At 48.3% G+C, this 26,816-nt stretch carries 35 protein-coding genes; 26 read left to right on the top strand and 9 right to left on the bottom strand.

The features are described from left to right. Positions 1-36 precede the first annotated feature (36 nt). The 24 genes from HF650_RS22510 (at position 37) to HF650_RS22395 (ending at position 16,405) form a co-directional block, all read left to right on the top strand. Positions 37-489, top strand: a complete 453-nt coding sequence (locus HF650_RS22510; protein WP_187800430.1) for an SMI1/KNR4 family protein — start codon at positions 37-39, stop codon at positions 487-489. Between the two features lie 163 nt (positions 490-652). Next, positions 653-1,180, top strand: coding sequence for a hypothetical protein (locus HF650_RS22505; RefSeq protein ID WP_187800429.1), 528 nt, complete (start codon positions 653-655; stop codon positions 1,178-1,180). Positions 1,181-1,412: 232 nt separating this feature from the next. Then, a complete protein-coding gene (locus HF650_RS22500) occupies positions 1,413-1,754 on the top strand; it encodes a hypothetical protein (RefSeq protein ID WP_187800428.1) in 342 nt (113 codons plus the stop codon). 144 nt (positions 1,755-1,898) lie between these two features. Further along, positions 1,899-2,201, top strand: a complete 303-nt coding sequence (locus HF650_RS22495) for a hypothetical protein (protein ID WP_187800427.1) — start codon at positions 1,899-1,901, stop codon at positions 2,199-2,201. Positions 2,202-2,314: 113 nt separating this feature from the next. After that, a complete protein-coding gene (locus HF650_RS22490; protein ID WP_187800426.1) occupies positions 2,315-2,692 on the top strand; it encodes an Imm50 family immunity protein in 378 nt (125 codons plus the stop codon). 109 nt (positions 2,693-2,801) lie between these two features. After that, positions 2,802-3,245: a type IV secretion protein Rhs gene (locus HF650_RS22485; RefSeq protein ID WP_187800425.1), complete on the top strand. Its 444-nt coding sequence runs from the start codon at positions 2,802-2,804 to the stop codon at positions 3,243-3,245. A gap of 153 nt (positions 3,246-3,398) precedes the next feature. Beyond that, complete coding sequence (locus tag HF650_RS22480) at positions 3,399-3,731, top strand: hypothetical protein (RefSeq protein WP_187800424.1); 333 nt, start codon at positions 3,399-3,401, stop codon at positions 3,729-3,731. A 63-nt stretch (positions 3,732-3,794) separates the two neighbouring features. Then, the gene (locus HF650_RS22475) at positions 3,795-4,118 is read left to right on the top strand and encodes a hypothetical protein (RefSeq protein WP_187800423.1); all 324 of its coding nucleotides are present in this window, start codon (positions 3,795-3,797) and stop codon (positions 4,116-4,118) included. A 1,027-nt stretch (positions 4,119-5,145) separates the two neighbouring features. Beyond that, the gene (locus HF650_RS22470) at positions 5,146-5,643 is read left to right on the top strand and encodes a hypothetical protein (RefSeq protein ID WP_187800422.1); all 498 of its coding nucleotides are present in this window, start codon (positions 5,146-5,148) and stop codon (positions 5,641-5,643) included. Positions 5,644-5,739: 96 nt separating this feature from the next. After that, positions 5,740-6,096: a hypothetical protein gene (locus HF650_RS22465; RefSeq protein WP_187800421.1), complete on the top strand. Its 357-nt coding sequence runs from the start codon at positions 5,740-5,742 to the stop codon at positions 6,094-6,096. Positions 6,097-6,238: 142 nt separating this feature from the next. Continuing rightward, on the top strand, positions 6,239-6,595 hold the full coding sequence (locus HF650_RS22460) for a hypothetical protein (RefSeq protein WP_187800420.1): 357 nt from the start codon (positions 6,239-6,241) through the stop codon (positions 6,593-6,595). A gap of 177 nt (positions 6,596-6,772) precedes the next feature. Next, the gene (locus HF650_RS22455; RefSeq protein ID WP_187800419.1) at positions 6,773-7,213 is read left to right on the top strand and encodes a hypothetical protein; all 441 of its coding nucleotides are present in this window, start codon (positions 6,773-6,775) and stop codon (positions 7,211-7,213) included. A gap of 33 nt (positions 7,214-7,246) precedes the next feature. Next, on the top strand, positions 7,247-7,765 hold the full coding sequence (locus HF650_RS22450) for a hypothetical protein (RefSeq protein WP_187800418.1): 519 nt from the start codon (positions 7,247-7,249) through the stop codon (positions 7,763-7,765). Positions 7,766-7,908: 143 nt separating this feature from the next. Beyond that, positions 7,909-8,283, top strand: a complete 375-nt coding sequence (locus tag HF650_RS22445) for a hypothetical protein (protein WP_187800417.1) — start codon at positions 7,909-7,911, stop codon at positions 8,281-8,283. Positions 8,284-8,361: 78 nt separating this feature from the next. After that, the gene (locus HF650_RS22440) at positions 8,362-8,778 is read left to right on the top strand and encodes a hypothetical protein (RefSeq protein ID WP_187800416.1); all 417 of its coding nucleotides are present in this window, start codon (positions 8,362-8,364) and stop codon (positions 8,776-8,778) included. Between the two features lie 635 nt (positions 8,779-9,413). After that, the gene (locus tag HF650_RS22435) at positions 9,414-10,109 is read left to right on the top strand and encodes a hypothetical protein (RefSeq protein ID WP_187800415.1); all 696 of its coding nucleotides are present in this window, start codon (positions 9,414-9,416) and stop codon (positions 10,107-10,109) included. 240 nt (positions 10,110-10,349) lie between these two features. Beyond that, complete coding sequence (locus tag HF650_RS22430) at positions 10,350-10,961, top strand: hypothetical protein (RefSeq protein WP_187800414.1); 612 nt, start codon at positions 10,350-10,352, stop codon at positions 10,959-10,961. A gap of 89 nt (positions 10,962-11,050) precedes the next feature. Next, the gene (locus HF650_RS22425) at positions 11,051-11,503 is read left to right on the top strand and encodes a hypothetical protein (protein WP_187800413.1); all 453 of its coding nucleotides are present in this window, start codon (positions 11,051-11,053) and stop codon (positions 11,501-11,503) included. A gap of 195 nt (positions 11,504-11,698) precedes the next feature. After that, on the top strand, positions 11,699-12,094 hold the full coding sequence (locus HF650_RS22420) for an Imm50 family immunity protein (RefSeq protein ID WP_187800412.1): 396 nt from the start codon (positions 11,699-11,701) through the stop codon (positions 12,092-12,094). A gap of 421 nt (positions 12,095-12,515) precedes the next feature. Beyond that, positions 12,516-12,836, top strand: coding sequence for a hypothetical protein (locus tag HF650_RS22415; protein WP_187800411.1), 321 nt, complete (start codon positions 12,516-12,518; stop codon positions 12,834-12,836). Positions 12,837-13,057: 221 nt separating this feature from the next. After that, positions 13,058-13,360: a hypothetical protein gene (locus HF650_RS22410; protein WP_187800410.1), complete on the top strand. Its 303-nt coding sequence runs from the start codon at positions 13,058-13,060 to the stop codon at positions 13,358-13,360. Between the two features lie 170 nt (positions 13,361-13,530). Continuing rightward, a complete protein-coding gene (locus HF650_RS22405; protein WP_223284230.1) occupies positions 13,531-13,962 on the top strand; it encodes a hypothetical protein in 432 nt (143 codons plus the stop codon). Next, entirely contained in the window at positions 13,959-14,312 is a 354-nt protein-coding gene (locus tag HF650_RS22400) for an SMI1/KNR4 family protein (RefSeq protein WP_187800408.1), read from the top strand. The genes HF650_RS22405 and HF650_RS22400 overlap by 4 nt, the downstream gene beginning before the upstream one ends. 152 nt (positions 14,313-14,464) lie before the next feature. Beyond that, positions 14,465-16,405 carry a methyl-accepting chemotaxis protein gene (locus HF650_RS22395; RefSeq protein WP_187800407.1) on the top strand — a complete coding sequence of 647 codons (1,941 nt, stop codon included), beginning with the start codon at positions 14,465-14,467 and terminating at the stop codon, positions 16,403-16,405. 40 nt (positions 16,406-16,445) lie between these two features. On the opposite strand, the gene HF650_RS22390 is transcribed toward HF650_RS22395, so the two are convergent. The 9 genes from HF650_RS22390 to HF650_RS22350 all read right to left on the bottom strand — a co-directional run bounded on the left by HF650_RS22390 (position 16,446) and on the right by HF650_RS22350 (position 24,661). Beyond that, positions 16,446-17,438 carry an alpha/beta hydrolase gene (locus HF650_RS22390; protein WP_187800406.1) on the bottom strand — a complete coding sequence of 331 codons (993 nt, stop codon included), beginning with the start codon at positions 17,436-17,438 and terminating at the stop codon, positions 16,446-16,448. A gap of 17 nt (positions 17,439-17,455) precedes the next feature. Continuing rightward, positions 17,456-18,250, bottom strand: coding sequence for an SDR family NAD(P)-dependent oxidoreductase (locus HF650_RS22385; protein ID WP_187802791.1), 795 nt, complete (start codon positions 18,248-18,250; stop codon positions 17,456-17,458). Positions 18,251-18,324: 74 nt separating this feature from the next. Then, positions 18,325-18,738, bottom strand: coding sequence for a nickel-responsive transcriptional regulator NikR (gene nikR / locus HF650_RS22380; RefSeq protein WP_187800405.1), 414 nt, complete (start codon positions 18,736-18,738; stop codon positions 18,325-18,327). Further along, positions 18,720-19,511 carry a nickel import ATP-binding protein NikE gene (gene nikE, locus HF650_RS22375; protein ID WP_187800404.1) on the bottom strand — a complete coding sequence of 264 codons (792 nt, stop codon included), beginning with the start codon at positions 19,509-19,511 and terminating at the stop codon, positions 18,720-18,722. The genes nikR and nikE overlap by 19 nt, the downstream gene beginning before the upstream one ends. After that, positions 19,508-20,272, bottom strand: coding sequence for a nickel import ATP-binding protein NikD (nikD, locus tag HF650_RS22370; protein ID WP_187800403.1), 765 nt, complete (start codon positions 20,270-20,272; stop codon positions 19,508-19,510). The genes nikE and nikD overlap by 4 nt, the downstream gene beginning before the upstream one ends. Further along, the gene (nikC, locus tag HF650_RS22365; protein ID WP_187800402.1) at positions 20,272-21,105 is read right to left on the bottom strand and encodes a nickel ABC transporter permease subunit NikC; all 834 of its coding nucleotides are present in this window, start codon (positions 21,103-21,105) and stop codon (positions 20,272-20,274) included. Before nikC ends, nikD begins: the two co-directional genes overlap by 1 nt. After that, on the bottom strand, positions 21,105-22,046 hold the full coding sequence (gene nikB / locus HF650_RS22360) for a nickel ABC transporter permease subunit NikB (protein ID WP_187800401.1): 942 nt from the start codon (positions 22,044-22,046) through the stop codon (positions 21,105-21,107). The genes nikC and nikB overlap by 1 nt, the downstream gene beginning before the upstream one ends. Then, entirely contained in the window at positions 22,043-23,614 is a 1,572-nt protein-coding gene (gene nikA / locus HF650_RS22355; protein ID WP_223284229.1) for a nickel ABC transporter substrate-binding protein, read from the bottom strand. Before nikA ends, nikB begins: the two co-directional genes overlap by 4 nt. Before the next feature lie 186 nt (positions 23,615-23,800). Then, positions 23,801-24,661, bottom strand: a complete 861-nt coding sequence (locus HF650_RS22350) for a LysR family transcriptional regulator (protein ID WP_187800399.1) — start codon at positions 24,659-24,661, stop codon at positions 23,801-23,803. Between the two features lie 98 nt (positions 24,662-24,759). Here HF650_RS22350 and HF650_RS22345 point away from each other — a divergent pair, with 98 nt between their 5' ends. Then, on the top strand, positions 24,760-25,269 hold the full coding sequence (locus HF650_RS22345) for a phenolic acid decarboxylase (RefSeq protein ID WP_023482074.1): 510 nt from the start codon (positions 24,760-24,762) through the stop codon (positions 25,267-25,269). A 409-nt stretch (positions 25,270-25,678) separates the two neighbouring features. After that, positions 25,679-26,815 carry a UDP-4-amino-4-deoxy-L-arabinose aminotransferase gene (arnB, locus tag HF650_RS22340; RefSeq protein WP_187802790.1) on the top strand — a complete coding sequence of 379 codons (1,137 nt, stop codon included), beginning with the start codon at positions 25,679-25,681 and terminating at the stop codon, positions 26,813-26,815. Position 26,816 lies beyond the last annotated feature (1 nt).

Raw genomic sequence — 26,816 nt, 5'->3', positions numbered from 1 at the left:
AGTCGAAATGATGGCACAATTTTAAAGGAAAACATAATGGTTGATATTGTTAATTATAATAGTCCTGCCAGCAACGAAGAAATTATAGCCTTTGAGAAAGAAAAGGGTGTTTTGTTTCCTGAAGATTATAAGTCGTTTCTGAAGGCGTATAATGGAGGTCAACCCATACCGAGCGCATTTAGCTTTTTCTCTAAGCAAGAAGATGGCTCTGCGATTGATTGGTTTCTTAGCCTGGGGAAAGACAGGTATAGCAACTTGAGAAAATATTATGAGAGGTATAAAGGTAGGCTGCCTGAAGACATGATACCTATTGCGCACGATGCTGGGGGTAACCTTATCCTGATTGGTGTTAACGAGAAGCAGGGAATCTATTTTTGGGATCACGAGTTTGAAGCTGAGGAGGGAGAAGTTCCTGACATGACGAATGTTTATACTATTAGTCATTCATTTACGGACTTCCTTAACAATCTTCATGAGATAGAGTTGTGAAGTTAGGAAAGCTAAAAAATATAGATTATATTTTTATGCGCTATTAGCTCATGTTCTCTTTGCGGTGCTCTATTTATGCGCGAGAGTACGGATATCAACTATAAAACTCTCAAATATAACCCTGGCGTCGTATATGCCAGTCTCTTAATTAAAGAGGAAGGTAATGAAAAACAGCTATATTTTTGAACCAATTGATTTTTTATTTTCCGGTTCTCTTTTTAAAGGTTTTTCTGTAGAGGCAGCCCAAGATGTTTTATTATTAGATACATTGCCGGAAGCTTATCGGTTTGCATTTGAGCAAGATTTGCCTTCTCCTTATACAGTTTGGAACGATATTATCGAAAACTTTCGAAGTCAGTTGAGGAGTGATGGCAAGTTCGATGATGCAGAGAAAGTTATCAATAAGTATCTGGGAGAACAACAAGCCCTATACGCTGGGCAATTGATTGAATACAGAAAGAAAAGAATTAGGAAAAATAACACTCAATACGATGATTTTTTATTTTCTGATGCGCGAGAAGATGCCTACTTTGTTCTTTCAACAGTAGCTATAAACCGGTTATTGGGCGATTGCTTACGTAACGGTCTACTGGAGAAGATCTTTGCATGTTATAAGCGTGGTGGTTGGCCATGCGGTGTTAAAGGCCAGCAACTCATCGTATTCAATCCCTCGGTGTTAACTGAATTATAGTCGGAGGAGGATTCCCAGAGAACAAAGGTTCAGGCTATGTTGATGTTGGTAGAGTGCATAACAAATGAAACCGGTGAATCTAAGAGGGTCCCCTATTAGTGATTACCGGTAAAGTGGCCTTCTGGACAGCAGAAGATTGGTGACTATAGTTAAAAAAACGGAATCACTATTCTTAAGCAATAAAAGGTATGGTGTTGAAATATTTTAAGTATTTACTAAAAAGCGTGTAGTTATGAAAAGAAGATGGTTAAGGTTTGTGTTGCTTGAAGATTGTTCTTTTGCTGATTTACTTATTAAACTATCCATTGCTTTTAATCAACAATTCCTAATGCGTGATGATAAAGGGCGTTATATCGCAGAAACTGATTTTGATAATTACAAAGTTATAGTTGTGGATAAAGTTGATAGATTGAGTGAAATATTATGCGATGATAATTATACGCTGGATGTTGTTATAGATTCTGACGGATATTTCAATGCATCTTTTGAGGGAATGATTAAAAATATTCTTAGTAAACACGCTATCAAATGGGAACGTTCAATTTGGGCTCCGTATCCCCTATCCACGCATTAATTTTATGGGGCATTCTGCCGAAACACCATTGAAATTAATTACATTTATACCTTGTCAAACAGGGGGAGCGCTTCCACGGTCCTATAGACAGCTTGATTGAAAAAAATAGAGGGGATTGATATTACCTAAGTTGCTGAGGAATGCATGATTAGAGATAAGCTTGTAGAATTAAAATTTGAGCTGGAGAGTGCTGGTTGGAAAATTAAGAATGAGTCAGAAGCTTTCTCAGTAGCAGATGACAAAATAGAATGGCAATTAGATAATGAATATACGTCAGGCAAAGAAACTTTAATATTTTTTCTATTTGATGATCTTGGAAGAAGAACAGACAAACTATCGGATCTCTTTTATGTTATGCGAGTTAAGGATAAAGTCAGGCTCTATATAGATGATAACAGAAAAGAGTGGGCTTCCAGATTGAAAGAATTTGTTTATACTATTAAATAAATGCAACCATTCCATAGCCTGGAATCTATCTCCGATATACTCTAAATTCTTATAAAAGTGTCCCACAGATATTCAGTGTAGAGATAGCAGAACCAGGCTTTTGAGGGATTAATATGTTTTGGAACGAACTTGAAGGTGCTTATCTTTTTAATAAAGTCTTTTCAAAGCCTATATCTATAGGCAAAGTAGATCTTTTCTCGGTTAAAATTGAGCGGGACGGGCCCTCGGTGCTCATCGAATTTGATTTACTTGAGGCACTGCCAGATAATCCATTACCTCGCTGGCAGTCCCATTATAATAGATGTAGGTGTGGTCTTATCTGCGCAGGGGTTAAGACAATGCAAATATCCGGTATAGCTACAAATATGGAAGTAGATGTAAGTATCCAGGATAATAGCAAGCTCATTATGAAAGGCCTTGGCTTCAGTTTAGACCTGGAGTGTATCTACATGCATTTATCTGGCCCTTCGGTCTATTTAACTGGTCAATAATACCAATTAAAGACTATAACTTTTTGCTTTTATGTATTTAAACCAAGAGCCTTTATTTTGCCGTCTGCACATAATATTTTTTTAACTGCTTTAATCATGGTGAGAGATAATGACGTTAAATGAAGAAGTTAAAAAGAAGATAAATGATCAATACGGAGCAGAGGCAATTGTTGAAGATTGGAGCTTCATTGTAGATGATTTATCTAAATCCTTTCAGTGGTCGGGATCTAAAATACAGTGGTCTATGGTATCTGGACATGAATACCGGAAATTAGACGGCAGATATGACGACTGGCTGATGCAAATCAATGCTTTTATTTCAGGCGGCGCTGCCAGTGACGCCATTAACACCAGTAGTCTTTTTTACTATATAAATGATTCTTCGTTAGATTTTGCTGTACTTATGGAGACATCTCAATTTTACGGCTTCCTGAATTATGTCATTAATACTATTCCTCAGCATCATTATTTTACTGACGAAAAGAAACGATGGTGCTTAGTAATAAGCTCGGAAGGTTATATTGATTTTGGTTATTCAAATAAGAACTTCTAAATTCTTTTCGTGATTTTTGTTTGCTCATTTTTGACGTTTTTAAAATTTAGTAACTTTCACAGAACCAGTATTATAACGTCAACTCGCCCTGCAACAACCTTTGACTCATCACAGAGTGTCCCACACGCGAAAAAATTTGAGCTGAGAAATAGAATGAATGATATCTGGACTAAACTCCAGCCTCTGCGTATAGCTAGCGGTTGGTGTATCGATGTTAACAATTTTTATGCATTCGAACCTAATGCAGAAAATATGAGATGGTTTTATGGCTCCATATTAATAAGTGGGCATAATCGAAAAGGTTTATGTTTCGACTCAAGATATGAGCCTGAGGGTGATCCTGATGGGGAGTTTGTCCTTGACTTCATACAGCTCCCTCAGGATGGTAAGGCAGAAATTTTTTTAGGCACCACTAAAACCCGTTCTAGATCTGAGTTTATAACTCTAATCGAAACCTTCATGTTTACAGAAAAAGCGCCTGCCTGAGCGTACTGTTTATAATCCTTGTGCTGTTTCGAATAATTATACAATTCCGAAAGGATATCAGTTATGAAGATTTATGAGAGTGGTGCTTTCTCAAGAGAAGAGGCAAATGCGTTAATTAAAGCGATTCTTTATATCAAGTTTACATGCCACGACCCTGACTCACTGCTCTATTCTGGAAGCCCTTTAATAAACTCTGCTCTTGATAAGCTTTTTGAAATGCATGGTCATAAGGCTGATTGGGATAAAGTTTTTGACACGCTGCCTGAGTTCAATAAGCAAACTGTGCTCGATAAAATAAAGCTTTCTGAGATGAGTGAGGAGCAAGCGTTAGATGAAGAAACCAGGCAACTGGTCATTAACTGTTGTCTTCATCCATATGAGCTTTGATAAAAAATCAATAAGGATTTAGATTTAATGTTGAGCGTAAAAGCGCGCTTTATGCAGAGTACGTTGAACGCTGAAATAACATAAACAGTTGTCTATCTACTTTTGATTCAACTTATCGCACACCGGGTATGACTATAGTGCAGGAACATACCCATTCAACTCTTTAACGCGACTGTGCGGTGTCAGAGCGTGTGGCAGAGGCGAGGACCGTACCAGTCAGAATGATAGTTAATGCTATGCTTTGAGGAGCCCTGGTGACACCTGACATGATAGGGAGCCCTTACTGAAGATTGGGCATCGATTAGTACCCGGCTCACCCTAAGCGGCATAGCTGCTACTGAAGTTACGCTCCTCCTAAAGTCGGATGTCATGCCGAGCCGTTTAAGCAACAGCGACGGTTGCATTATTTTGCGCCAATTCTCAGATGCAAGAACCCCGCTGCGTATGAGCCTGTCAGAGGCACAACATGTCACACGATTTATGCCTTCAGCTTGCTCCGGTTCGTAAGGTGAGAGAGGTAGCATACTCTTCGCTAACATAACTCGCTGGAGTAGGAGCAGGCTTACACCTACTGGATGACGGCATAGCGAATACCTACAGACTATTTCAAAAAGGTGATATATGCAGGATGTGCTTAAGTCTATTGATGAAGCAATTAAAAAATCTCATTTAGATCAATCTTCGCTCAATCAAATCAATAAGTTGTTTTTTTTAAGAAAATTAGCCATCTATCTAATGACGCGGGATATGTCATTGGAGATTGACAGTGTCATTCAGATAGAAAACGAAAGCACTGGCTATTCGGAGTACAGAATTCTAAATGACTGTGAAACGGATAACAGGGATTTGTGGGTCGAATACAAGAACGGAAGCGTCAGACTAAATTCTGGTGATTTATTGATAAAAATGAAGTGATGGTTACTGTATTTGATAAAGCGAGGGTCCAGGCCTTATGTGCATATATTCATCTCAAATTATTGAGAATAATATGATCTGTCATTTTCTAACTCAACAGAATTGAAATCATATGGATTATAATTTAGATGTCATTCTACCCCGTTCACTCAATCTGAAAGATATTGATATAGATGAAGACTTAATTGAGTGGGGATCAGAGCATTACTCTCGAAACCCTGCTGTTTATAAATGGCGTAATAACCTTAAATTAGAGAAATGTGCATGGCCTGTGATTTACACGCGAATGCTGGATGATTATATCAATGCCGCACAGTATGATGCTTTAACGCTTAAAGGCAATCCACTATCTGAGCTGGAATGGGTAGTGAATAGTGGGGGCGACATACATGGGAACCCAGTAATCGAATTTATAAATACCCTGTCCGCAAATGTAGAGGGCTGGTGTTTGATATTATCGTTCGACGATGAAAAAATAGACATCGTCAAGCGTGTCAATAAGCCTCTTCTTTGCTCAGATAAACTGGTAGACGCATTGCATTGGAATCATGCTTTCGGGCTTATACTTTTAAATAATTTTGACTTCGCTACGGGCGATATAACGGCATGATACTCTTGTGCCAACCGCGATAAATATACATGTCGTTGCGTGGGTTAAATCTATATCTAGCTATCATATTTAGGGCTTTTGGTAATGATGTCAGCTATGAATGATTTATTAATTAGTATAAATAGTGGGTGCGATGGGCTTATACGGGAAATTAAATTCAACTCATTTGATACTGCCAGTATTACTATATCTGCAATGAAATATCCGGAAAAAAGATGGGTCAATATAAGATTTATGCTGAGTGAAGTGAAAGAGTTTACCGTCAGGCAAAAGTTGCATTACTCCAACGTTGTAATCTCTAATGGAATAGCTTATGACAACTTTAGCGGTTTACATTATATCGATTTTTCTCCGTACTCAGAAATCATGGCGAATGTAGATGATTTTAGAGCTTCCGACCTCTATTTCGCCGCGGTGAATATTGATTTTAAGGTTTTATCATATTGTGAGTAAAAGCTGTTATATGGAGCACGTCAGAACTGCATCAGAAGGTGTGCTTACAACGTTACGTAAATGACACGCATAGGTCCCCGGTAGGCTCAATTCATCACTCATGCTGCATGGCGGCTATGCTTTACGCAGGATTTTCTTCTATATGAAAATGAGCGCAATACAAACAAAATATGGTGTTCTGTATGGAAGGAACGCTCTAATCTTAACCGATGCAAAACTTACTTTCTATCCCTGGGAGCTAAGATTAACTACATCCTTATCTTTGTCAGCCTGCAAGCCGGCAATCATGAACCGGGATAATGTAATAGTGGATTTTATATTTCGGGATATCGAGAGTTTAAGCATTTTTAAAACAGATGATTACCCTTATGAAAAATATACTTCATCATGTTTTGATATGGTTATAGGAGAATACAAAAATGAAAATGAGAGAATCGTTCTTAGCACGTACGATCAGGTTTTCGATATTGTTGGTAAATACCTTGTTACATATAGATAGTGCTAAGTTAGCGTATGGCGTTAGGTAAATATCTTTATACAGTTATCTTTCATTGTTGTTCAACTCCCTTCACGATAACAATCCTACAAGTAAGATCTTTTTCCGTTTAACTCATACTTAAGCTATTTAATGAGCCGGTACAGGCATGTTTTTTATAAATAATAAGATGGTGAGGATGTGAATAAATCAGAGAAAAAGATAAGAGAGAATATTGAAAAAGGATATCGGTATCCACATGATATTGAGTCGGTAGCATCTGCTATATACAATTTAGAGAAGAAGGGGGGAGTGACTGATAAAACATTAATAAATGATTTCATAGAGAGTATCAATGCTTCTCAATATAGTGACATCGTTAATACTACTTATGACTATTTTAAGCGGCTGGCGCAGGATGAATATTCATTGATAGGAGAGGAAAAGGAAAAAATTTTAAAATTGTATGAATCGATAAATATTTTGCTCTATTTAGGTGCCGAAGCCGGGGATAGTGTACCAGATGATTTGGAAACTATAATTATTGGTATGTTAGCGCGGCGAAAATTAGTCTTACCTCCTGTGACGGAAAGTTCAAGCCCCTGGTGGAAAGCATTACTCGTCAAAAGTCGTCAGAGTTGATTAATTGATGAGTACTGGTTAGCGTGAGGTTATATGTTCATCAATAAACCCGAAGATGTGCTGGTTATCATAAAAAAAGATCAACTTTTTTACTGGTTCGCCGCGTTTAAAGAAATGTGGATAATGGATAGGGTTAAATGGGTGGCGGACTTTATTCAAAACGGAATTGTGGCCATAACTGAGGGAATTCATGAGGAAAGAAATAATATCCCTATTCTAAATGAAAGGAATGGTGATGTATTTATTTCACTCCTGAAAAGAGACCACGCTCTCTACAATCGTGATGAGATAGCTAATGAGTTTTATGAAAGATTAACAGCAGACACAACATGGTGGAATATTGACGATCTTATGCCTGATTTGTTTATCGATTTTGATAGCAAAGCACTTTATTCGCAATATGTTGAAAGTATGCATTATGAAAAGTATGTACCGAAAGGGTGGAAGGGACAGAGAATTGATTTCTGTGATACTCGTTTTCTTGACATCCATGAATGTTATTGGATAAAGAATGGCCTCAATTACAGGGCAATGATCATGACGCGAACCTGATACTGCTATCATCTGGTTATAAGTCATAAGGTGGTCGATTATGGCACTTCTTCACCGCCCAACCACATAGCGAGAGTGTTAAATTAACTCTAATGAGTCTTCCTTTGATGGTCTGTAGGCATATATATTTTACGAGGGCGCGGATGGACGTAATATCAAAGATATGTCATGACCTCGGTTTACCCACCGGCGATGGTTATACTCAAGACTGGGCGTACGAGCTTCCTGATGAATACCGCACAAAAGAGTGGCTAGCGAAGTATATCGTAGCTTATTCAAATTTTAGTGACTCTTTAGAGGCAAGGCGTGAGTTGATGGCGCTGTCTCTTGACATCATAAACGATTTATTAGCATCTGGATTGAGTACGGCTGATGAACACGTGGTTAAGACGCTGGGCTTGCTTTTCGAAAATTATCCTGTTCACAGTGATCTTATTACTTATTGGGAATGCGGTGCCGATTCTCCAGAAGATTGCTTCGCGTTGACGCCGGAGATAAGACGGCTAAAAGAAAGTTGATCGATATTGCATTTTAACTTTTGCTACCAAGGCTCAGGACTGGTAGCGAACAGATTTTTATTTATAAAAGACAATAGAATGAAATCAAATAGCTTTTCTAATGAAAACCACGAAGTGATGGAGATGTTATCTGAGGCCATTTTAACCTCATGGTGCTATAAAAATCAGTCTCTCGAAATTCATTTAACATCTTACAATGATGATGAAATCGTCTTGACGGCTTCAACTGACACAGTTATTTCGGAAGCCATGAGCGAACAGGCTTTTTTGAATACATGCCACATTGAAATCATTAATTTAAAAGGCATGCTGGAGATTGAAAATGGATACTACGTGCCATGCAAAAAGTTTAATGACATGATGAAGCTGAGTAGGTTATCTTTCTTATATGGTAGAGACACCTCTTTTGTGTATTGTATATCATTTGTTGGTTATAAAAATCTTTTGACATTCCCTGTAAAAAGCCTTTCTGATATCGCATTTGATATTAAATAGATTATCTCGTTGCAGCTGTCGCTGTCTTAAAAAATCATCATCGCATGCTGGTTATAAGATTTATTTCGCATCCTCTTTTTGAATGCCGCCAACGTTGTGGTCCCGCTCAAGAGCATAAACTCCGCTTAGGGGAAAATACGCTTATCGTAATTCAAATAAATTGATATTGCGGGGGCGGTCAGAGACGTTTTTTCATCGCCTTATAGTTCAAAGCCAGTTTCCAGCCTTGAACGTATCAGTATTATATGGAAGATCCTAATGAGGGTGTTTTTAGAAAGTAATCAATATGATAATAAATTCGCTGCAGTATATGCGATGAGTGAAATATATTTGTATGCGCAAAAGCAGGAGGTAGAACTATGCTGGATCAGTTACAGGAGTGGAGAGTCAAAAATGTAAAAAACAAACGAAAAAGAAATTTTAGAATGCTTTGATCATATCTTGTGCGGTTGAAAAGCTTTCATAAATGCTTTTAATCCTTTGATAGAAGAAATGTTATGGTGCAATATTTTAAGCATGGATCTGTCTATTCCCTGCGGGCACTGCTTCATAATCGTGAAACGGTGTAAAAAGCCTCTATATTGAAATGATAGATACTGTTAAAAATAAACATATGCTAATTCATAGGCATTTTGATGAAGAAAACTCTATTTTCTACTTCTGAAGGTTTTTCGCAGAAACACGGCATCGTCAACGTCGAACCTGCTGTTTGTATGGCCTGGGTATTTGATGCGCATGAGAAAGAACTTTTTGTTAATGACTTCACAAGGTTTATTAACCAATTCCACTCAAAAAGATTGATCATCTTCGATGATGGTTACTATCCAATTTTTTCAAAACCACAAATAAAGGTTCTTCAGCGTGCGTTAGGAGGCGTTGGTTTACCCCAACTTAAGCGCTTTTTAGTCAATAAAAATGATTTTATCGCGCATGATGGGAGCCGGATCTATCTCGATGACATTATCATTAATGAATGCCTCGATAATCGTTTAATTACTCATATACTTGATAAAATATACAGCGGATTTTATATCGATTTTTTTGTATCCGGTGATGGCACCTATAACTCTTTAAGCGCTGAAACTATTTTACTGGAGATGGAACCGATTAAAGAGATTGATGGTTGCAGGTTTTTGTTTGGAGATTTGAGAAATGGAGCGCGCTTTGCCATTGCTGCCTGCTTAAATGGTTCCGATGCTCATTTCAGATGTGAAGATGTGTGTAACAGAAATGAGGACTTTATCGATTTCTTATCTGAGAGCATAGTACATTTCTACCCAGTAAATTTTAAGACAAAGATGGCGTGCTTGATTGCAAGAAAAAGCGAGTAATCTTTCAAAAGTAAGTTGAACCAACGGGTACGTAAAAATTCGTCCAGGCCAGAGCATCTTTTTATGCAAGCACATAATCAGGATGCAGTTAGCCTGGAAAGGCTTGTGCGAATCGATCTTAGTCATACTCACAGGCTCGTTCTGGCAAGTTTTGTGAGCCCATTGTGTCGTGTCGAGCCCACTCAAACGAATTGAGTGCTGTTATTCACTACCCGTAACCCAAGCCATGAGCCCTTTTAAATGACAAACCAGAAAAAAGAGAGAGTAATCAAGTTCCCACTTTCAGACTGGATTGCAGGTATCAATAAATTTCCAGATCACCTGCCAACTTGCGCATATTGTATCTGCTATCAATGTGACTGGAATGAAGCTAACTATGGGCCTTATGGTTTTACCTCCGCCTCATCAAAAAAGCTGTTAAATTTTTTATTTCATGAGCTACATTTCTACAATCAAAATAGTCTCTCTCTACAACCCGTTTTAACTCCAGGAAATAGTGGCCTGTATTTTTATGGAGAGAGTGTAGAGGCATTCAATCGTCGGATAGTTGAGTATAAAAAAGAAAAATTGAAAAGAAAGCTACAGTCCGGGCTACCGCAGCTACCTGGCTTGTCTATTGAAGCGTCAGAGATTATTAATCTCTATAACAACGATAAGGTCAGTACGGCTCTTTTAACCCACCTTGTTAAAAATAACTATTCCTTTTTCTTTAGTTGTTTCTTAACTCCGATGGCAGGTCAAACAGTTATTCTTTTTGAGAATGCTATATGGGAAAAGGCTAAGTCCTTTTGCCAGCAGAGTGGGATTCAGGTTTTCGAAGCAGATTCAGTTAATGAACTTACTTCATGGTAAAGCTTTACTCGCCGAAAAGCATTTCAACCTGGTGCATTCCGCTGATATGAATATAACGGACAGTTTCAGCCAACAGAACGGGGAGGGTTATGAAGGCAACTTTTGTGATAGATGAAAACAAATATCCTGTGGCGTGGCGTTTCAATTCAAAAGATTGCCAGCTATCAGTTGAGGATAAGAAAAAAATCATCATGCTGGGCGAAGATGATTCCGAACTTTTATGGGATGCTTTTTTTCCATTTGAAATATTAATGCAGATAGATAGCTCGCATTTTGAGATCCTTGAAAAAAAGGTGCTTGATTTTGATGATGTCGATGCAGGCAGATCTTTTTTTCAGGATAAATTAAGATCTTATGATGCGGTCATATTCTTTTGGGGACGAAGGTCATCAGCACTAATATCCTCACCTGCCATTATAGTAAAAGCGTGGGATGATTTTTTCTATCCAGGTGATGAATCAAGTTTGATATACATCCCAAATGATAAGAGAATAATTTTTTCATATGAAGAAACGTTTTTTTTGGCCAGAACGTATAGGTAGAATTTTGCAGCATCTACTTTCTATTTGACGCTGGTTTCCATACCCACACAACGACCAGTTTCGTCGTTAATTCAATGGGTTATGCTTTGGTGAGTCGGTGATTTTACATCATTTTAGCTTTAACATTTGAAGTGTAACGCGAGCTGGCAATGAGCCAGAAAGAAAGTTACGTTTAATATAGGTTAGCGAGAGAATATGTGGTTTGATCACGCCAATGGTAATGAAAAAATTAGATTCATGTTCAATAATGAGTTAAGCATAGAAAGAGTTGAGTTTGAAAATATTCTTTTCTATGACCTGTCAAAGGTGAGAATTCGATTTAATTCAAAAATAATACCTACCACGGTGCCTGAAAAATGGAAGGGAGTTAACTTTAACGCCATTTCTATAGGTCTTGTTTTTATCGGTTTAAAGCAGTTAACGCTGTCAGGTGAACGCATCGGTTTTGAGTGTTCTCCTGAACTCTGTCATTCTGGCAATATTACCTCATTGAGAATTGAAGATGAGAGAGGAGTTCAGTTCATGACGCTGTCTGCGGAAGCAATGGTTATTGATTCTATCGAGCCTTATTTAGATCAACGTTGGCGATAGTGCTGTGGCTCCTACGATGCATCCTCTTTATTCCATAACATATAGACAAGAGTTCAAAGGTACTTATGCCGCTGGATTTAGATATAAAATGCGCAGGTAAAACGCACCATTTCGAAATTAGCGAGGCTTTACATCAATCCATCTTCGTAAATACAACAAGATGGAGTTCTTATAGACATCTGCGAAAAATAAAGGATTATTATCGTGCTGATTGCTTGTTGAGAAAGGACGACGCTATTACTTTTATTAATGAATTACTGACTATTAGTGAATTACATAATCTTTCATTAGGCACACTCGAAGAGCTCAAAACTTCTGTTGCGTTAGACAAAATTGAGTGCATAAGAGTAAGTAGCGATTAATATTCAACAGCGAGAGTACAAGCAGGGCTGAGTTCTGCCTGCTAACTGAGGCAATTGATATGTTTTTTTATGATTTATATGCATTTTCTGGAGAAAGTTTAAATCAGGCACGTGATTGGCTTGAAAAGGAATTTGATATTATTTTCTACGAGCACGATAGCGCCTATCAAGGAGGCGTGTATTATATCGCTGGAGATAAAGGGAACGAGCACCTCGTGCTGAAAGAAAATATCGATCTCCTTGATGGTGAGCCTGATGAAATAGACTACCCGCATTACAAGTTCCTCCTCTATATAAACCGCACACCGAGGCCTGAATTTTTTAAGCACATACTATCAGCATGCGATAGCTTTAAGTTATTAAAATCCGAAGGTTTATAGATATACGCATCTATATTACTACTGAGCCGATCAAATGAGTCTGCTAATAACGGTTCAAAAGGCCGGGAGGCATATCTATGTTCCTAATTCCTGAGAAACTTCATTTCAGATTTTCAACGCCCGTCTTCAGGTAACCTATGCTTCAACATAAGAGTAGTGAGTGAATATACTCACTATCAATAATCTGTTTTCCGGCGTGTTTATAATGAGGATTGCGCTAAATGGACGATTCAATGGTTTCGCTGATCATTACAGCTGTAAATAACGGTAAGGTTAGAGGCTTCAGTGAAATTAAAGAGGTTGATGGGCGGTTGTTTTTCTATCAATATGCGATCAAAAAAGAGGCGGGTAGCTATTTATCTTATCAATTTTGCATACCTGAAGATAAGATAGAAATGGTTGAAGATTATGGTAGTGAAGAGATAGTTGCGCATAATAGCATTACTGATGCGTTGTTTTATTTTCAGAGTAAGGATGTGAAAATAGAGTGCTTTTCTTCTTTTAAGGGGGTGCTGCCTTTCTGATTTTTTATCCTTATTTTTCTTAAAATTTACAAGTCGATGGCTATGGTAATCAATTTTAAAACATTCCATATTAGCTCCCTTAAAACCTCACGGCCTGTTAAATCATGATTGATTTCAATGCCAATATTATTAGCTTCAACTCCCTTGCTAATATCCACCTGGGGCATTGCGTGGATGATTATCTTGAGGAGATGCTTAATCGTTTTGATGTCGAGACAAAGGAGTACCCCTCTGCAACGCAGTTGGGCGACATGCAAGGCTATTTCCTTGATGGCAATACGGTATCGATCTTCACCGATGCAAACGACATTATCGTCTCTGTCACCTGTAACCAGAACTATCGCGGTAAGTACAAGAACAGGCTCTATACCGGTATTACCATGGAGCAGCTTACGCTCCGCAGCAACAGCGTCCTGCTGATCAACGGTGCGCTAATTGTGGATGGTGATTACGGGCTCATTTTTCCTCTTCCTTCACCCTATGACGAAATTGCCGATCATCTCCATCACATCCCGGGCGATCTGCAACTTTTTGAGATTGTAGTCAGCGACTACTCTTCGTGGGCACCGCAAGTTTCACGAAAACGAGGTAAAAAAAGATGAGTAACACCCTGTTGCAGGCCACTCTGGACGCCTTCAAAACTACTCATCACCTGACGTTACCGGAGCGTTACGCACGCTTTCTCACGGTGCAGCGCGACGCTACCGAAATCACCACCCCCGAAGGTGATGTGATTTACCTTTTCGCCCATGGCGATCTGTTGGAGCGAAACAACACCTATGCCATCCAGCAGGTGGAGCCCGAGTATCTGCTGATTGGGCAGGATGGCGATCTGGGCTACTTTATCCACGGTAAATCGCGAAGTGAGACAATCTACAGACAGGATCTGGGCGCCCTTGGCGCGCTGCCGCTGGAGCCTGTCGCTAAGAGCATCGACCAGTTGCTCACCTGAGTGTTTTGCCTTTGATTTTCCTCACAAAGCGATTTCCAGCGCATCCCGCTCGCGTGACAGACACAAATTTAATTTAAAAGCGGTATAACTTTTGCGCACATTCGTCCGATATATCCGTCATGCGCCCCGCGCCAAGCCATATCGGAGAAGTTATGTCAGTCAAAAGAAGCACCGGGAAAAAGCTCAAAGCCAGGACGCTGATGTTGATATCCATCTTTGTCACAATAACCGCCGGTTTTCTTGTGACCATTGGCCTGCTGATATGGCAAGCGATGGCGCAGCAGGAGGCGGTGGCGAAGAAACATCTGCAGCAGATAGCTCAAACCGAAACCCTGCAGGTGAGCCAGCAGCTTGATTCCGCCCTGGTTGCAGCGCGCGATGTCGGTAATAGCGCCTGGTCACTGCGTGAAGCAGGCCTTGCGGATCGCAAAGGGCTGGATCAACTCCTGCGCGACTACCTGCATGCGCACAGCGATTTCCTCTCAATGTCGTTGGCGTTTGAACCGAACGCTTTCGACGGTAAAGATGGCGAGTTCGCCGGCAAACCGGAGCAGGATCCCGCCGGGCGCTACGCCCGCTATGTCGATCGTGACTCGGCAGGCAACCCGTCTCTGCACAACTTGCTCGATTACGAAACGCCGGGCAGCGGCAACTACTATGTGCTGCCGCGCCAGCGCCAGAAAGAGGTGATTATCGAGCCCTATATCTACCCCTACAACGGGGTCGATGTGATGCTTACCTCCATCGCCGCGCCGATTATGCGCAACGGCAAGTTCCAGGGTTCGGTCACGTCCGATTTCTCGCTGGAGACGCTGCAAAAACGAATTGGTGCCATCAAACCGTGGGACGGCGTCGGCTATGCCGTGCTGCTGTCAGCGGAGAATAATGTCGTCTCCAGCCCCGACAAAGCGGCGATCGGCAAGCCCTACAAGGGCACCATTACGGGCAGCGAGGTGGTGCGTTTTGACGATCCGCAGCTCGGCGAACCGGCATTTATTACCTGGCGCACCATTGCGGTTGGCAACAGCGGCACGCCGTGGAAGCTGGCAATTATCACGCCGGTCAGCGTGGTGATGGCGGAAGCCTGGCACTTCCTGATGAACGCGATTGTGATGATGGTGCTAAGCATTATTATCGTCAGCCTGGTGGTGGCGCTGGTCTTTACCCGCAAAGTCGCACGCCCGGTGGGCGGTGAGCCATCGGAGGCGGCAGAGATTGCACTTTCGGTTGCGCAGGGCGATCTCAGCAGCACCATTCCCGTGCAGAGGGGCGACAGCAGCAGCATCTTCTACGCGCTGCACGCCATGCAGGGGCAGCTGCACCGGATTGTCAGCACCATCACCGATGCCAGTAACTCAGTGCGTGCGGGCAGTAGCGAAATTGCCGCCGGTAACCTCGATCTCGCTTCGCGCACCGAAGAGCAGGCGGCGGCGATAGTGGAAACTGCGGCGAGCATGGAGCAGATTGCCGTCACGGTGAAAAATAACGCCGATAACGCCCACAAAGCGACGCGTCTTACCGAACAGGCGACTGACATCGCCGGGCAGGGCGAAGCGCTGGTTGATGAAGTGGTCGAGGTCATTAATAAAATCGACGAAAGCGCGCAGAAGATCGGCGATATCAACAGCATCATCGACGGCATCGCTTTCCAGACCAATATCCTTGCGCTGAACGCCGCCGTGGAAGCGGCACGCGCCGGTGAGCAGGGGCGTGGTTTTGCCGTGGTTGCAGGCGAAGTGCGCAGCCTGGCGCAGCGCAGCGCCAATGCGGCGAAAGAGATTTCAACGCTGATTGATGAGTCGACCGGGCGCGTCAGCAAAGGCGTGGCGCTGGTGAATCAAACCGGCGCGATGATGAAGCAGATCATCGAGGCGGTCTCCAACGTTCACCTGGTGATCAACGAAATCGTGCAGGCGCTCGATGAGCAGACCAAGGGCATCAACCAGGTCAGCGTGGCGGTAAACCAGATGGATAGCGCCACCCAGCAGAACGCCTCGCTGGTGCAGCAGATCTCCGCCGCGGCCATGTCGCTGGAGGAGCAGGCGAAATCCCTGGAAGAGACGCTGGCCTTCTTCGCCGCGCGTCAGGTGTAATACAAAGGCCCGCAATGAGCGGGCCTTTCTCTTCAATCCTTCACTTTGCCAGATCGTCGAGCAGCGCCCGGTGAAACGTCGCCGGGTCCTGCATCTGCGGCGCATGGCCTAAGCCATCAAACTCCACCAGCCGGGCATCGGGGATCAGCTCCGCCGCCTCTTTGCCCAATACCTTGTAGTTGCCGACCGCCTTTTTCACTTCCGGCGGCGCATCATCGCTGCCGGGCGCGGTCGTATCACCGGTCCCGATAAACAATGTGGTAGGCACGCGTAAATCCTTGAACTCATAGAAGACCGGCTGGGTGTAAATCATGTCGTAGATCAGCGCTGAGTTCCACGCCACGCGCGTTTTGCCCGGACCGTTATTTAACCCCGCCAGCATCTCAACCCATTTATTGTATTCCGGCTTCCATTCACCCATGTAATAGGTCTTCTGCTCGTAGGCTTTAATGCTCTGCGCGGTGGTTTTCAGCTCGCGCTGATACCACGCATCCACGCTGCGATAGGGCACCCCCTTCGCCTTCCAGTCCTCAAGACCAATCGGGTTAACCATCACCAGCTTCTGCGTCTCTTTCGGGTACATCAACGCATAGCGCGTCGCCAGCATGCCGCCGGTGGAGTGCCCAATAATCACCGCTTTTTTCACTCCCAGCTTCGCCAGCAACTGATGGGTGTTCTCCGCCAGCTGCTGGAAGCTGTACTGGTAATTGGCCGGTTTAGTGGAGGTGCAGAAGCCAATCTGATCGGGGGCAATCACCCGGTAACCGGCATCATGCAGCGCGGTAATGGTGCTCTCCCAGGTGGCGGCGCAAAAGTTTTTGCCGTGCAGCAGCACCACGGTTTCGCCGTTCGGTTTATCGGCGGAGATATCCATATACCCCATGCTTAAGGGCTGGCGCTGGGACTGAAACTCAAAGTGCATCAGCGGCCACGGGTAGGTGAACCCTTCAAGCTGGCCACCATACTCCGCGGACTGCGCCGCACCGGTGAAGAGCAACGCGAGCAGTAGCGCGCGGCGGGGAAAACGTCGCATACAACCTCCTGGCTCGTTTAAACGATATCGTCCACCACGCCGCCATCGACGCGCAGCGCTGCGCCGGAGGTCGCCGACGCCTGCGTTGAGCAAACATAAACCACCATATTCGCCACCTCTTCAACGGTGGCGGCGCGCTGGATAACCGATGAGGGGCGATTCGCCATCACAAACTCTTTCGCCAGCGTCTCCAGCGACTTACCGGTTCTCTCCATCTCTTCCTGCATCATGCCGGCGAAACCGTCGGACATCGTTGGCCCCGGTAATACGCTGTTGACCGTGACGCCGCTGCCGGCAACAAACTTCGCCAGCCCGCGCGCCAGCGACAACTGCGCCGTTTTGGTCACGCCATAGTGGATCATATCTGCCGGAATATTCAGGGCAGACTCGGAGGAGATAAACACCACGCGGCCCCAGCCTTTATCGACCATTGCGGGCAGCAGCGCGCGTGCCAGCCGCACGCCGGACATGACGTTGGTCTGCCAGTAATTCTCCCAGGTCTCGTCATCGGTGACGTAGAAATCCTGCGGGCCATAAATACCGGCATTATTGACCAGGATATCAACCCCGGAGGCCGCCTCAAGCAGGGAAGCCACGCCTTCCGCCGAGCCAAGATCGGCAACAGCGGTACGCACACGAGCGCCGCTCACGTGCTGGGTTAACGCCGCTTTGGCCTTGTTGACCGTCTCGTCGCTGCGCCCGTTGAGGATCACCTCTGCACCGCTCTGCGCCAGCCCGGTCGCAATTGCGAAACCAATCCCGCCCGTCGAGGCGGTAACCAGCGCTACTTTTCCGCTCAGATCAATCTTCATCATTCGCTCCTTATCACGTGGATTTGGCAAATAAATAAGCCTGGCACATGTGGCGCCGTGCGGGCGAAAAAGCATCAGCTGTGGGTATGGTGGTCCTGCGCCAGACACTGTAAATGGCCGTGGCGCACGCCGCGCTGGGCGATCACCTCATCGGCGAAATGCTCAATCTCGCCGCGTTTGCCTTTTAGTACGGCAATCTCAAGGCAGTCGTCATGGCTGATGTGCACGTGCAGGGTGGCCACTGAGAGATCGTGATGGTGGTGCTGAGTGGCGACAAGGCGGCTTGCCAGCTCGCGCTTCTCATGTTCATACACGTAGGTCAGCACAGCAAAGCCCTGCTTCTGCTGATCCGCCGGAGCCTCTTGCACCAGTGCGCCGCGCAGCAGATCGCGTGCGGCTTCTGAGCGGTTGTGGTAGCCGCGCCGCTGGCTTAGCGCGTCCAGGGCGGCGAGCAGATCGTCATCAAGCGTTAGGGTAACGCGTTGCATAGCGGGTTCCTCGGGCGAAGTGAAGGGAGGGCGGGTAACACCGCCTGTTGTAGCGCCCGGCCCGCAATGGAGCTAAAGCGCAGCGGCGCACTGACGGTGACGTTTTCGACGATCTGCCCGGCATCCATCACCAGCACCCGCTGGCAGAAGCGCTCCACCAGGCGCAGATCGTGGGTGATAAACAGGCACGCCGCGCCGGAGCGCTGTTGCAGGCGTTGCAGCAGGGCGATGATGCCGCTTTGCACCACGCGATCGAGGCTGGAGACCGCTTCATCCAGAATCAGTAACCCCGGCGCGACCGCCAGCGCCCGGGCGAGGCAGACACGCTGCAGCTGACCGCCGCTCAGCTGCATGGGGCGTTTCTCTAATAAATCTGGCCCCAGCTCGACCTCTGCAAGCAATTGCACGATGCGCTGGAGCTGCTGCGCTTTGTTGAGCCTGGCCAGATGGCGGAGTGGTTCGCACACGATGTCGCGCACCGTCATGCGCGGGTTGACCGCGCTAACCGGGTCCTGAAATACCATCTGCACATCGCGGCGAAAATCGCGGCGCGCGGCGCGATCAAGCGTCGAAAGTGGCGTTCCACGCCAGCAGACGTGGCCTTGCTCTGGCGCTTCCAGCCCGACCAGCAGGCGCGCCAGCGTGCTCTTGCCGCAGCCGCTGCGCCCGAGCAGGGCGACGGTTTCACCCTGCTGCAGCGTCAGGGAGATCTCTGTCAGCACCCTTTGGTGGCGGTAGGAGTGTGAGAGTTGGTTAACAGTGAGAAGGGTCATTGCGCAAGCTCCATACCGTAGAGCGCCAGGTGAGCGCTCACTAGCTGGCGGGTCAGCGGATGCTGCGGCGCGTGAAAAATCGCACTGACCGGGCCGCGCTCGATAATGCGCCCGTTATCCATCACTGCCACCCGATCGGCGAGGCGTGCCACTACGCCCATATCGTGCGTTACCAGCAGCATTCCCGGCTGGTGCTGCTGCATCAGGGAGTCGAGCAGGTCAAGGATACTGGCCTGGGCGATGGCGTCGAGATCGGTGGTCGGCTCATCGGCGATCAGAAAGGGCGCGTCGGCCAGCAGCGCCAGCGCAATCATCACCCGTTGCAGCATGCCGCCGCTCATCTCAAAAGGGTGAAGGGCGAGAATGCGGCGCGCATCGCGCAGGCCGACCGCCTCCAGTGCGGCGATGGCATGCGCTTCACTGAACGGTTTACCCAGCGCCAGGCAGCTCTCCCGCGCGTGGTCAGCCATGGTTCGCAGCGGGTTGAACGCGCTGCGTGGGTTTTGCATCACCGTCGCCACCGTCACGCCGCGCAGCGCCTGGGGGCAAACCGGCTGGCCGTCGATCAGCACCGCGCCCGCCGTCTGTCGAACGCCTGCGGGCAGCACGCCAAGCGCCGCCGCGCAGGTGAGGGATTTACCGCTGCCGCTGGCACCGACCAGCGCCAGCACCTCGCCGCGCCGTAGGGTAAGAGAGAGATCGTCAACCAGCGTTCGCGCGGCCGAAAGCATGAGGTGTTGCAGGCTCAATTGCGTAGCCATCAGTGGGCGTGCTCCGTGACTAAATGCGGATCGAGATGGTCGCGCAGCGCGTCGCCCACCAGGTTGAAGGCCATGACGCTGAGAAACAGCGCCAGCCCAGGCCACAGCATTTGCAGCGGCTGCGTCCAGATAAACTGCCGCGCGTCATTGATCATCACTCCCCACTCCGGCGTCGGCGCGCTGACGCCGAGGCCGAGAAAGGACATCCCGGCGACATGCAGCATCATATGGCCGATATCCAGCGTCGCCAGCACCAGCAGCGATGGCACAATCGCGCCCGCGAGGTGGTCACGAAACAGGTGCAGATAACCGGCTCCGCTAAGGCGCGCCGCCAGCACGTACTCGCGGCTGCGCAGCGACAACACCAGGCTGCGCACCATGCGTGCATACCAGGCCCAGTGGGAGAGGGCGATGGCGATAATCACATTGCTCAGGCCGGTGCCGAGCACGCCGACCATAAAAAACGACAGGATCGAGGTGGGAAAGGTCATAAAGAGATCGGCGATACGCATGATGAACTGGTCAACGCGCCCGCCAAGCAGCCCCGCGCAACCGCCGGCGCTCAGCCCGAGGATCAGCACCAGCAGCAGGCAGCAGAGCACCGACCCGAGCGACACGCGGGTGGCGCTCAGCAGCCGGGAGAAGATGTCGCGCCCGAGATGATCCGTGCCGAGCCAGTGCTGGCTATCGGGCGGCAGCAGCCGCGCAGGCAGGTCGATAGCCTGCGGATCGAAGGGCAGCCACCACTGGCAACTCAGAGCGATGATAAACAGCAGCGCCAGTATCAGCAGGGCGAGGCGCACCGGCCAGCGCGCGGTGTGGAGAAAGTGCATCAGCGTGCTCCTTCATGGTGACGGACGCGCGGATCGAGCGCGGCGCTCAGCAGATCCACCCCCAGGTTACAGAGGGCGAAAACTATCACCATCACCAGCGTAAAGCACTGGATCACCGGGTAGTCGCGGTTGAAGATCGCCGAGACGGCGTAGCGGCCAATGCCTGGCCAGGCGAAGATGCTCTCTATAATCATCGTGCCGCCAATCAGCTCGCCAATGTGCATCCCCAGCGCGGTGATCACCGGCAGCGAAGCGTTGCGTAAAATATGCCGCCGCTCGGTCTGCTTCTCGCTAAGCCCGCGCAGCCGCGCCCAGGTGACGTGGCGCTGCCCGGCGGCCTCCAGCAGGCTGGCGCGCAGCAGACGCGCATTGATGGCAAGCGACATCAGCGCGATAGAGACGGCGGGCAGAATCAGGTGCTGCCAGCCGCCGTAACCGAGCGCGGGCAGCCAGTGCAGATGCACGGAAAAGAGCATCACCAGCAGAAAGGCGAGCCAGAAGTTGGGCATTGAGACGCCAAGAAACGCCACCGCGCGGACAACAAAATCAGGCCACTTATCGCGGTGTCGCGCCGCCCAGATACCGAGTGGTAGCGAGGTCAGCAGGATCAGCACCAGCGCAGCGCCCGCCAGCTGCAATGTGGCGGGCAGAAAGCGCAGCACATCCTCCAGCACCGGGCGCTGGGTGGCGTAGGAGAGGCCAAAGTCGAGATGCAGCGCCCGCCACAACCAGTGGGCGTACTGATCAACTAACGGCTGATCCAGCCCCAGCGCCACGCGCGTGGCAGCAATCATCTGCGGCGTCGGCGGCAGGTTGGACAAGCGCAGGTAATCGAGCGCCGGGTCGCCCGTGCCGAGGCGCAGCAGCAGGAAAATGCCCCCCGAGGCGGCAAGGATCATCGGGATCAGCAGCAGCAGGCGCTTTATGATGTAGCGGCTCATTGCGCGCTGCCCGATTTGATCTGATCAAACGGGATCTCAGCGGCAACGGGCGCAAACGGGATCGCCCCCAGCTCCGGCTTCGCCACCACCATCGTCGACACATAGCTGATGGGCAGATAGACCGCCTCGGTATGCAAACGGGTAAGAATATCGCGGTAGAGTGCCTGCCGCGTCGCCTCATCGCGGGCGGTAAGCACCTCGCTAATCTCTTTGTCGATTAGCGCCTTGTCAGGCAAACCCTGCTGCGCCTGGTAATCGGCATGCGATGGCACACGCATCGAACTGATAAACGCGTGCGGGTCGTAGGGCGCGCCCCAACTGCGGTTGAAGATCATGCCGAAACGCCCGTCGCGCTGGCGGGCGTAGATGCTGCTCTCCTCTTCACCGACCAGCGCAATATCAACGCCGACCTGGTGCAGGTTGGCCTGAATAATCTCCGCCATCGATTTGCTCAGCGCGTCGGTGCCTGTGAAGGCCAGCTCAATATGCAGCGGCTGGCCCGCTTTTTCGCGAATGGTTTTCCCGGCGGGCAATAACCAGCCCGCTTTTTCCAGCAGTGCCCTGGCGCGGGCAGGATCGTACTGACGCGCTTTAAGGCCAATATTGGCGTAGGGCACGCCCGGAGCGAACAGTGTGTCGGCGACCTGCTGCGTACCGTACAGCGCGCCGTCGATAAGGTTTTTTTTATCCACTGCATAGTTCAGCGCTTCGCGCACCGCCAGCTCGTTGGTCGGCGCGCGGGCGGAGTTGAGCGCCAGCATCACCGTTTCCACCGGCGCGGAGAGCTGGGTGCGCCACTGCGGGTTCTGGCGGTAGCGGGCGAAGGTATCGAGCGTCAGCAACCCTTCGTTGCCGTAGAGCAGGTCAATCTCGCCGGTTTCAAACGCCACGGCGCGGCTGGTGGCATCGGGGATCACCTTAATCACCACTTTTGCCAGCGCCGGTTTTGCGCCCCAGTAGCGCTCGTTGCGCACCATTACGTCATATTGATTCAGGCGTGATTCCTGTAAAACCCACGGCCCGGTGCCGATGGGGGCGACAATGCCGTTCAGGGTTTCATGGTTTTTAAACTGCGACGGGGCGATAAAACGAAACGGGCGCGGCAGGGCAAGCTCTTGCAAGAAGGGGTAATAGGCACTTTTGAGCGTGATTTGTAACTGATTGGGGCTTAAGGCTTTCACTTCGCTTATCTGGTTTACCAACTCCAGCCAGGCGTGGCGCGAGCGGTTATCCAGCACCGCGCGAAAGTTTTCCGCTGCCGCTTCGGCGTTAAAGGGTTCTCCGTTGGAGAAGGTCACGCCGTCGCGCAGGGTAAAGACCCAGCTTTTGCCATCCGGCGAATGGCGCCAGCCTGTTGCCAGCCACGGGCGCACGGTACCGTCGGCCTGGTATTTCACCAGCGGTTCGTAAACCATACTTTGCGCGAACATCTGGTTCGGGGTGTAGAGGTGAGGGTTGAGCGGGCCGACATTCACCGGCCAGGCGGTGGTGAGGGTCTCCGTTGCCGCGAAAGGGGCAAACGATGCGCAGAGCAGCAGCAGAGCGCCAGCATAACGGTAGAAAAACACGTAAGCGTCCTGACGAAACGTCATTGGCGGGAAAGTATGACGATTTTAGTTATTCATCATACGAATGATATGTTTTGGATCAAACGGCGGGCGGTTGGGCGGGATTAATTTCGGCGGGCGGATTGCCGGATGGCGGCTGCGCCTTATCCGGCCTACGGGTGTGGGGCGGTTTGTGGGCATGATGGCTCATTGTGCTTTAAACAGCTGCAGCAGCATCTCTACCTGCTCATCAAGCGGGGCGAGGTCTTTTTTAACGATCAGATGCAGCGGCGTGGCACGGCGTGCGCCGTGCTTGAGCGGCAGCGCTTTCAACTGACCGCTTGCCAGCAGCGGCGCAATTCGCTCCTGCGGCAGCCAGCCGTAACCGACCTGATACTGCACCGCTTCGATGGCAGCATCGATGGTGGAAAAGGTCCATGCCTCCTGCGCCACCGGCGTCTGCCGGGCATCGCTTTCGGCGATGCGGATCTGCGGCCAGGCGGCGAGCATCGCTTCGCTCACCTGCTGCGCCGCGCTGAGAGGGTGATCGCGATGGGCCACGCAGACAAAATCGATATTCATCAACCACTCCCCCCGCCCGGTCATATCCTGGCGGCGGGTCAGTACCATCACATCCGCCTGCGCGTAGCTTGGCGCGTCGTCCGGCGCGGTTTCCAGCACTTCGGTCAGACGTACCTGGGTTTGCGGGTAACAGTGCTGGAACTGGCGCAGGATGGCGAACAGCCGCGCGCGGGGAAAGATGCTATCAACGACCAGATCCAGCCGGGTGCGCATACCGTTACGCAGCGTAGCGGCGCGAGTCTCCACCCACTCAAAGGCTTTCAGCAGCGGTTTTACCTGGCTGAGCAGCAGTTCGCCTGCAGGCGTCAGTACAGCTCGCCGTCCCTCCGGCACCAGCAGCGCGACGCCGAGCCGCTCCTGCAGGAGCGCCAGGTTATAGCTGACAGAAGACTGGCTGCGGTGCGTCTCTTCCGCTGCCCTGGCAAAGCTGCCCAGCTCGACCACTTTTTGCAGCAGCGACCATTGTTCCAGCGTGCTCTTATGCATAACTCATCTAATTTATGAATGAATTTGATGCAAATATAGCGTTATTCATTGGTTTTTTGCAGAGGTACGATCTCCTCAACAACAAGAGGAGATGAGATATGAGCAGCTTTGATAAACATGATTTGAGTGGCTTTGTCGGTAAACATCTGGTCTACACCTACGATAATGGCTGGAACTACGAGCTGTATGTCAAAAATGCCAACACTATTGATTACCGCATTCACAGCGGGATTGTGGCGAACCGTTGGGTGAAAGATCAGCGGGTCTATATCGTTCGCGTTGGCGAAAGCATCTATAAAATTTCCTGGACTGAGCCGACCGGTACCGATGTCAGCCTGATTGCCAACCTCGGCGATCGCCTGTTCCACGGCACCATCTTTTTCCCACGCTGGGTGATCAACAACCCGGAGAAAACCGTCTGCTTCCAGAACGATCATATTGCGCTAATGGAATCCCTGCGCGAAGCAGGCCCGGCTTACCCGACGGAAGTGATTGATGAGTTTGCCACCATTACGTTCGTGCGCGACTGTGGCGAGAATAATGAGCAGGTAATTGCCTGCCCGGCCAGTGAATTACCGGCTAATTTCCCGCGAAACTTATCAGAATAGTTTCATATTAATGACGTTATTAACGGTGTGGCTAATGAAATAATTGTTTGCAGAAAAATAAGACTATTTGTGATTCGTTGTCATTCCGTTTAAATAATTAAGATAACGCTCATTCATTGACTGAATGGGCGTTTTTTATTGCACTTTTTTGACAGTAATCACAGTGTTAAATACTCTATGTATTATATGTTTTTTGTTTTTACTGGTTTTTGTATTTTTATCTGTAAATTAATTTCTTAATCTTGTCCTAATCTTTTACTGCTACTCTCATCATTATCACTTTTTCGGTAAAAAGTACTGAAATCGTGCATTCATTCTATTTCCATTTAAGTTTTGTGCGCCATTTTATTCCCATTACATGTTTCACTGTGGCAGGTTTCTAATATGCCGTTGATGCCAGGAAAAAATGATGAGTGAATTTTTACCCTTTTCACGCCCATCGATGGGAGAGGATGAACTCGCCGCCATCCAGCAGGTGCTGGCGTCGGGATGGATCACCACCGGCCCGAAAAATCAGGCGCTTGAAGCGGCCTTTTGCACGCTGACCGGCAACCAGCACGCCATTGCTGTCAGCTCGGCAACGGCGGGGATGCACGTGACGTTAATGGCGCTGGGCATTGGCGCGGGCGACGAAGTGATTACCCCCTCCATGACCTGGGTCTCCACGCTGAATATGATCGTGCTACTGGGCGCGAAGCCGGTGATGATCGATGTTGATCGTGACACGCTGATGGTGACGCCTGAAGCGATCGAAGCGGCGATCACGCCGCGCACCAAAGCGATTGTGCCGGTGCACTACGCTGGCGCGCCGGTGGATATCGACGCCATTCACGCCCTTGGTGAAAAGTATGGCATTCCGGTGATTGAAGATGCCGCGCACGCTGCGGGCACTTACTACAAAGGCCACCACGTTGGCGCACGCGGTAGCGCGATCTTCTCCTTCCACGCCATCAAAAATATGACCTGCGCCGAAGGCGGGCTGGTGGTGACCGATGACGAAGCGCTGGCAAACCGCATTCGCAGCCTGAAGTTTCATGGCCTCGGCGTTGATGCCTACGATCGCCAGACCCACGGCCGTGCGCCGCAGGCGGAGGTGATCTCACCGGGCTTTAAATACAACCTGGCGGATATCAACGCCGCTATTGCGCTGGTGCAGCTCGATAAACTGCCGATCGCCAATGCCCGCCGCCAGGAGATTGCCCAACGCTATCTGACTGAACTGGCCCAGACGCCGTTTCAGCCGCTGGCGCTGCCTTCCTGGCCCCATCAGCACGCCTGGCATCTGTTTATTATCCGCGTCGACGAGCAGCGCTGCGGCCTCTCCCGCGATGCGCTGATGGAGCGGCTAAAAGCACAGGGTATCGGCACCGGCCTCCATTTCCGCGCGGCGCATACCCAGAAATACTACCGCGAGACATTCCCGACCACTCTTCCCGACACGGAGTGGAACAGCGCGCGTATCTGTTCCCTGCCGCTCTTTCCGGATATGACCCATGACGACACAACCCGCGTCATTGACGCACTTAAACAGATTGCAGGCTGCTGAT

Source organism: Kosakonia sp. SMBL-WEM22, from assembly GCF_014490785.1.
Lineage (GTDB): Bacteria > Pseudomonadota > Gammaproteobacteria > Enterobacterales > Enterobacteriaceae > Kosakonia.
The sequence above is the reverse complement of the archived record's forward strand: the minus strand, read 5'-3'. Positions and strand labels throughout refer to the sequence as shown.

Coding starts and splice junctions, on each gene's coding strand:
- nikB (WP_187800401.1), bottom strand. CDS start 22,046: ATGAGCCGCTACATCATAAAGCGCCTGCTGCTGCTGATCCCGATGATC.
- HF650_RS22390 (WP_187800406.1), bottom strand. CDS start 17,438: ATGCGACGTTTTCCCCGCCGCGCGCTACTGCTCGCGTTGCTCTTCACC.
- HF650_RS22395 (WP_187800407.1), top strand. CDS start 14,465: ATGTCAGTCAAAAGAAGCACCGGGAAAAAGCTCAAAGCCAGGACGCTG.
- HF650_RS22410 (WP_187800410.1), top strand. CDS start 13,058: ATGGACGATTCAATGGTTTCGCTGATCATTACAGCTGTAAATAACGGT.
- HF650_RS22350 (WP_187800399.1), bottom strand. CDS start 24,661: ATGCATAAGAGCACGCTGGAACAATGGTCGCTGCTGCAAAAAGTGGTC.
- HF650_RS22430 (WP_187800414.1), top strand. CDS start 10,350: ATGACAAACCAGAAAAAAGAGAGAGTAATCAAGTTCCCACTTTCAGAC.
- HF650_RS22470 (WP_187800422.1), top strand. CDS start 5,146: ATGGATTATAATTTAGATGTCATTCTACCCCGTTCACTCAATCTGAAA.
- HF650_RS22465 (WP_187800421.1), top strand. CDS start 5,740: ATGAATGATTTATTAATTAGTATAAATAGTGGGTGCGATGGGCTTATA.
- HF650_RS22475 (WP_187800423.1), top strand. CDS start 3,795: ATGAAGATTTATGAGAGTGGTGCTTTCTCAAGAGAAGAGGCAAATGCG.
- HF650_RS22485 (WP_187800425.1), top strand. CDS start 2,802: ATGACGTTAAATGAAGAAGTTAAAAAGAAGATAAATGATCAATACGGA.
- HF650_RS22400 (WP_187800408.1), top strand. CDS start 13,959: ATGAGTAACACCCTGTTGCAGGCCACTCTGGACGCCTTCAAAACTACT.
- HF650_RS22445 (WP_187800417.1), top strand. CDS start 7,909: ATGGACGTAATATCAAAGATATGTCATGACCTCGGTTTACCCACCGGC.
- HF650_RS22510 (WP_187800430.1), top strand. CDS start 37: ATGGTTGATATTGTTAATTATAATAGTCCTGCCAGCAACGAAGAAATT.
- nikE (WP_187800404.1), bottom strand. CDS start 19,511: ATGACCCTTCTCACTGTTAACCAACTCTCACACTCCTACCGCCACCAA.
- nikD (WP_187800403.1), bottom strand. CDS start 20,272: ATGGCTACGCAATTGAGCCTGCAACACCTCATGCTTTCGGCCGCGCGA.
- HF650_RS22490 (WP_187800426.1), top strand. CDS start 2,315: ATGTTTTGGAACGAACTTGAAGGTGCTTATCTTTTTAATAAAGTCTTT.
- nikR (WP_187800405.1), bottom strand. CDS start 18,738: ATGCAACGCGTTACCCTAACGCTTGATGACGATCTGCTCGCCGCCCTG.
- HF650_RS22460 (WP_187800420.1), top strand. CDS start 6,239: ATGAAAATGAGCGCAATACAAACAAAATATGGTGTTCTGTATGGAAGG.
- nikC (WP_187800402.1), bottom strand. CDS start 21,105: ATGCACTTTCTCCACACCGCGCGCTGGCCGGTGCGCCTCGCCCTGCTG.
- HF650_RS22500 (WP_187800428.1), top strand. CDS start 1,413: ATGAAAAGAAGATGGTTAAGGTTTGTGTTGCTTGAAGATTGTTCTTTT.
- HF650_RS22440 (WP_187800416.1), top strand. CDS start 8,362: ATGAAATCAAATAGCTTTTCTAATGAAAACCACGAAGTGATGGAGATG.
- HF650_RS22450 (WP_187800418.1), top strand. CDS start 7,247: ATGTTCATCAATAAACCCGAAGATGTGCTGGTTATCATAAAAAAAGAT.
- HF650_RS22480 (WP_187800424.1), top strand. CDS start 3,399: ATGAATGATATCTGGACTAAACTCCAGCCTCTGCGTATAGCTAGCGGT.
- HF650_RS22415 (WP_187800411.1), top strand. CDS start 12,516: ATGTTTTTTTATGATTTATATGCATTTTCTGGAGAAAGTTTAAATCAG.
- HF650_RS22495 (WP_187800427.1), top strand. CDS start 1,899: ATGATTAGAGATAAGCTTGTAGAATTAAAATTTGAGCTGGAGAGTGCT.
- HF650_RS22385 (WP_187802791.1), bottom strand. CDS start 18,250: ATGAAGATTGATCTGAGCGGAAAAGTAGCGCTGGTTACCGCCTCGACG.
- HF650_RS22425 (WP_187800413.1), top strand. CDS start 11,051: ATGAAGGCAACTTTTGTGATAGATGAAAACAAATATCCTGTGGCGTGG.
- arnB (WP_187802790.1), top strand. CDS start 25,679: ATGAGTGAATTTTTACCCTTTTCACGCCCATCGATGGGAGAGGATGAA.
- HF650_RS22345 (WP_023482074.1), top strand. CDS start 24,760: ATGAGCAGCTTTGATAAACATGATTTGAGTGGCTTTGTCGGTAAACAT.
- HF650_RS22505 (WP_187800429.1), top strand. CDS start 653: ATGAAAAACAGCTATATTTTTGAACCAATTGATTTTTTATTTTCCGGT.
- HF650_RS22435 (WP_187800415.1), top strand. CDS start 9,414: ATGAAGAAAACTCTATTTTCTACTTCTGAAGGTTTTTCGCAGAAACAC.
- HF650_RS22420 (WP_187800412.1), top strand. CDS start 11,699: ATGTGGTTTGATCACGCCAATGGTAATGAAAAAATTAGATTCATGTTC.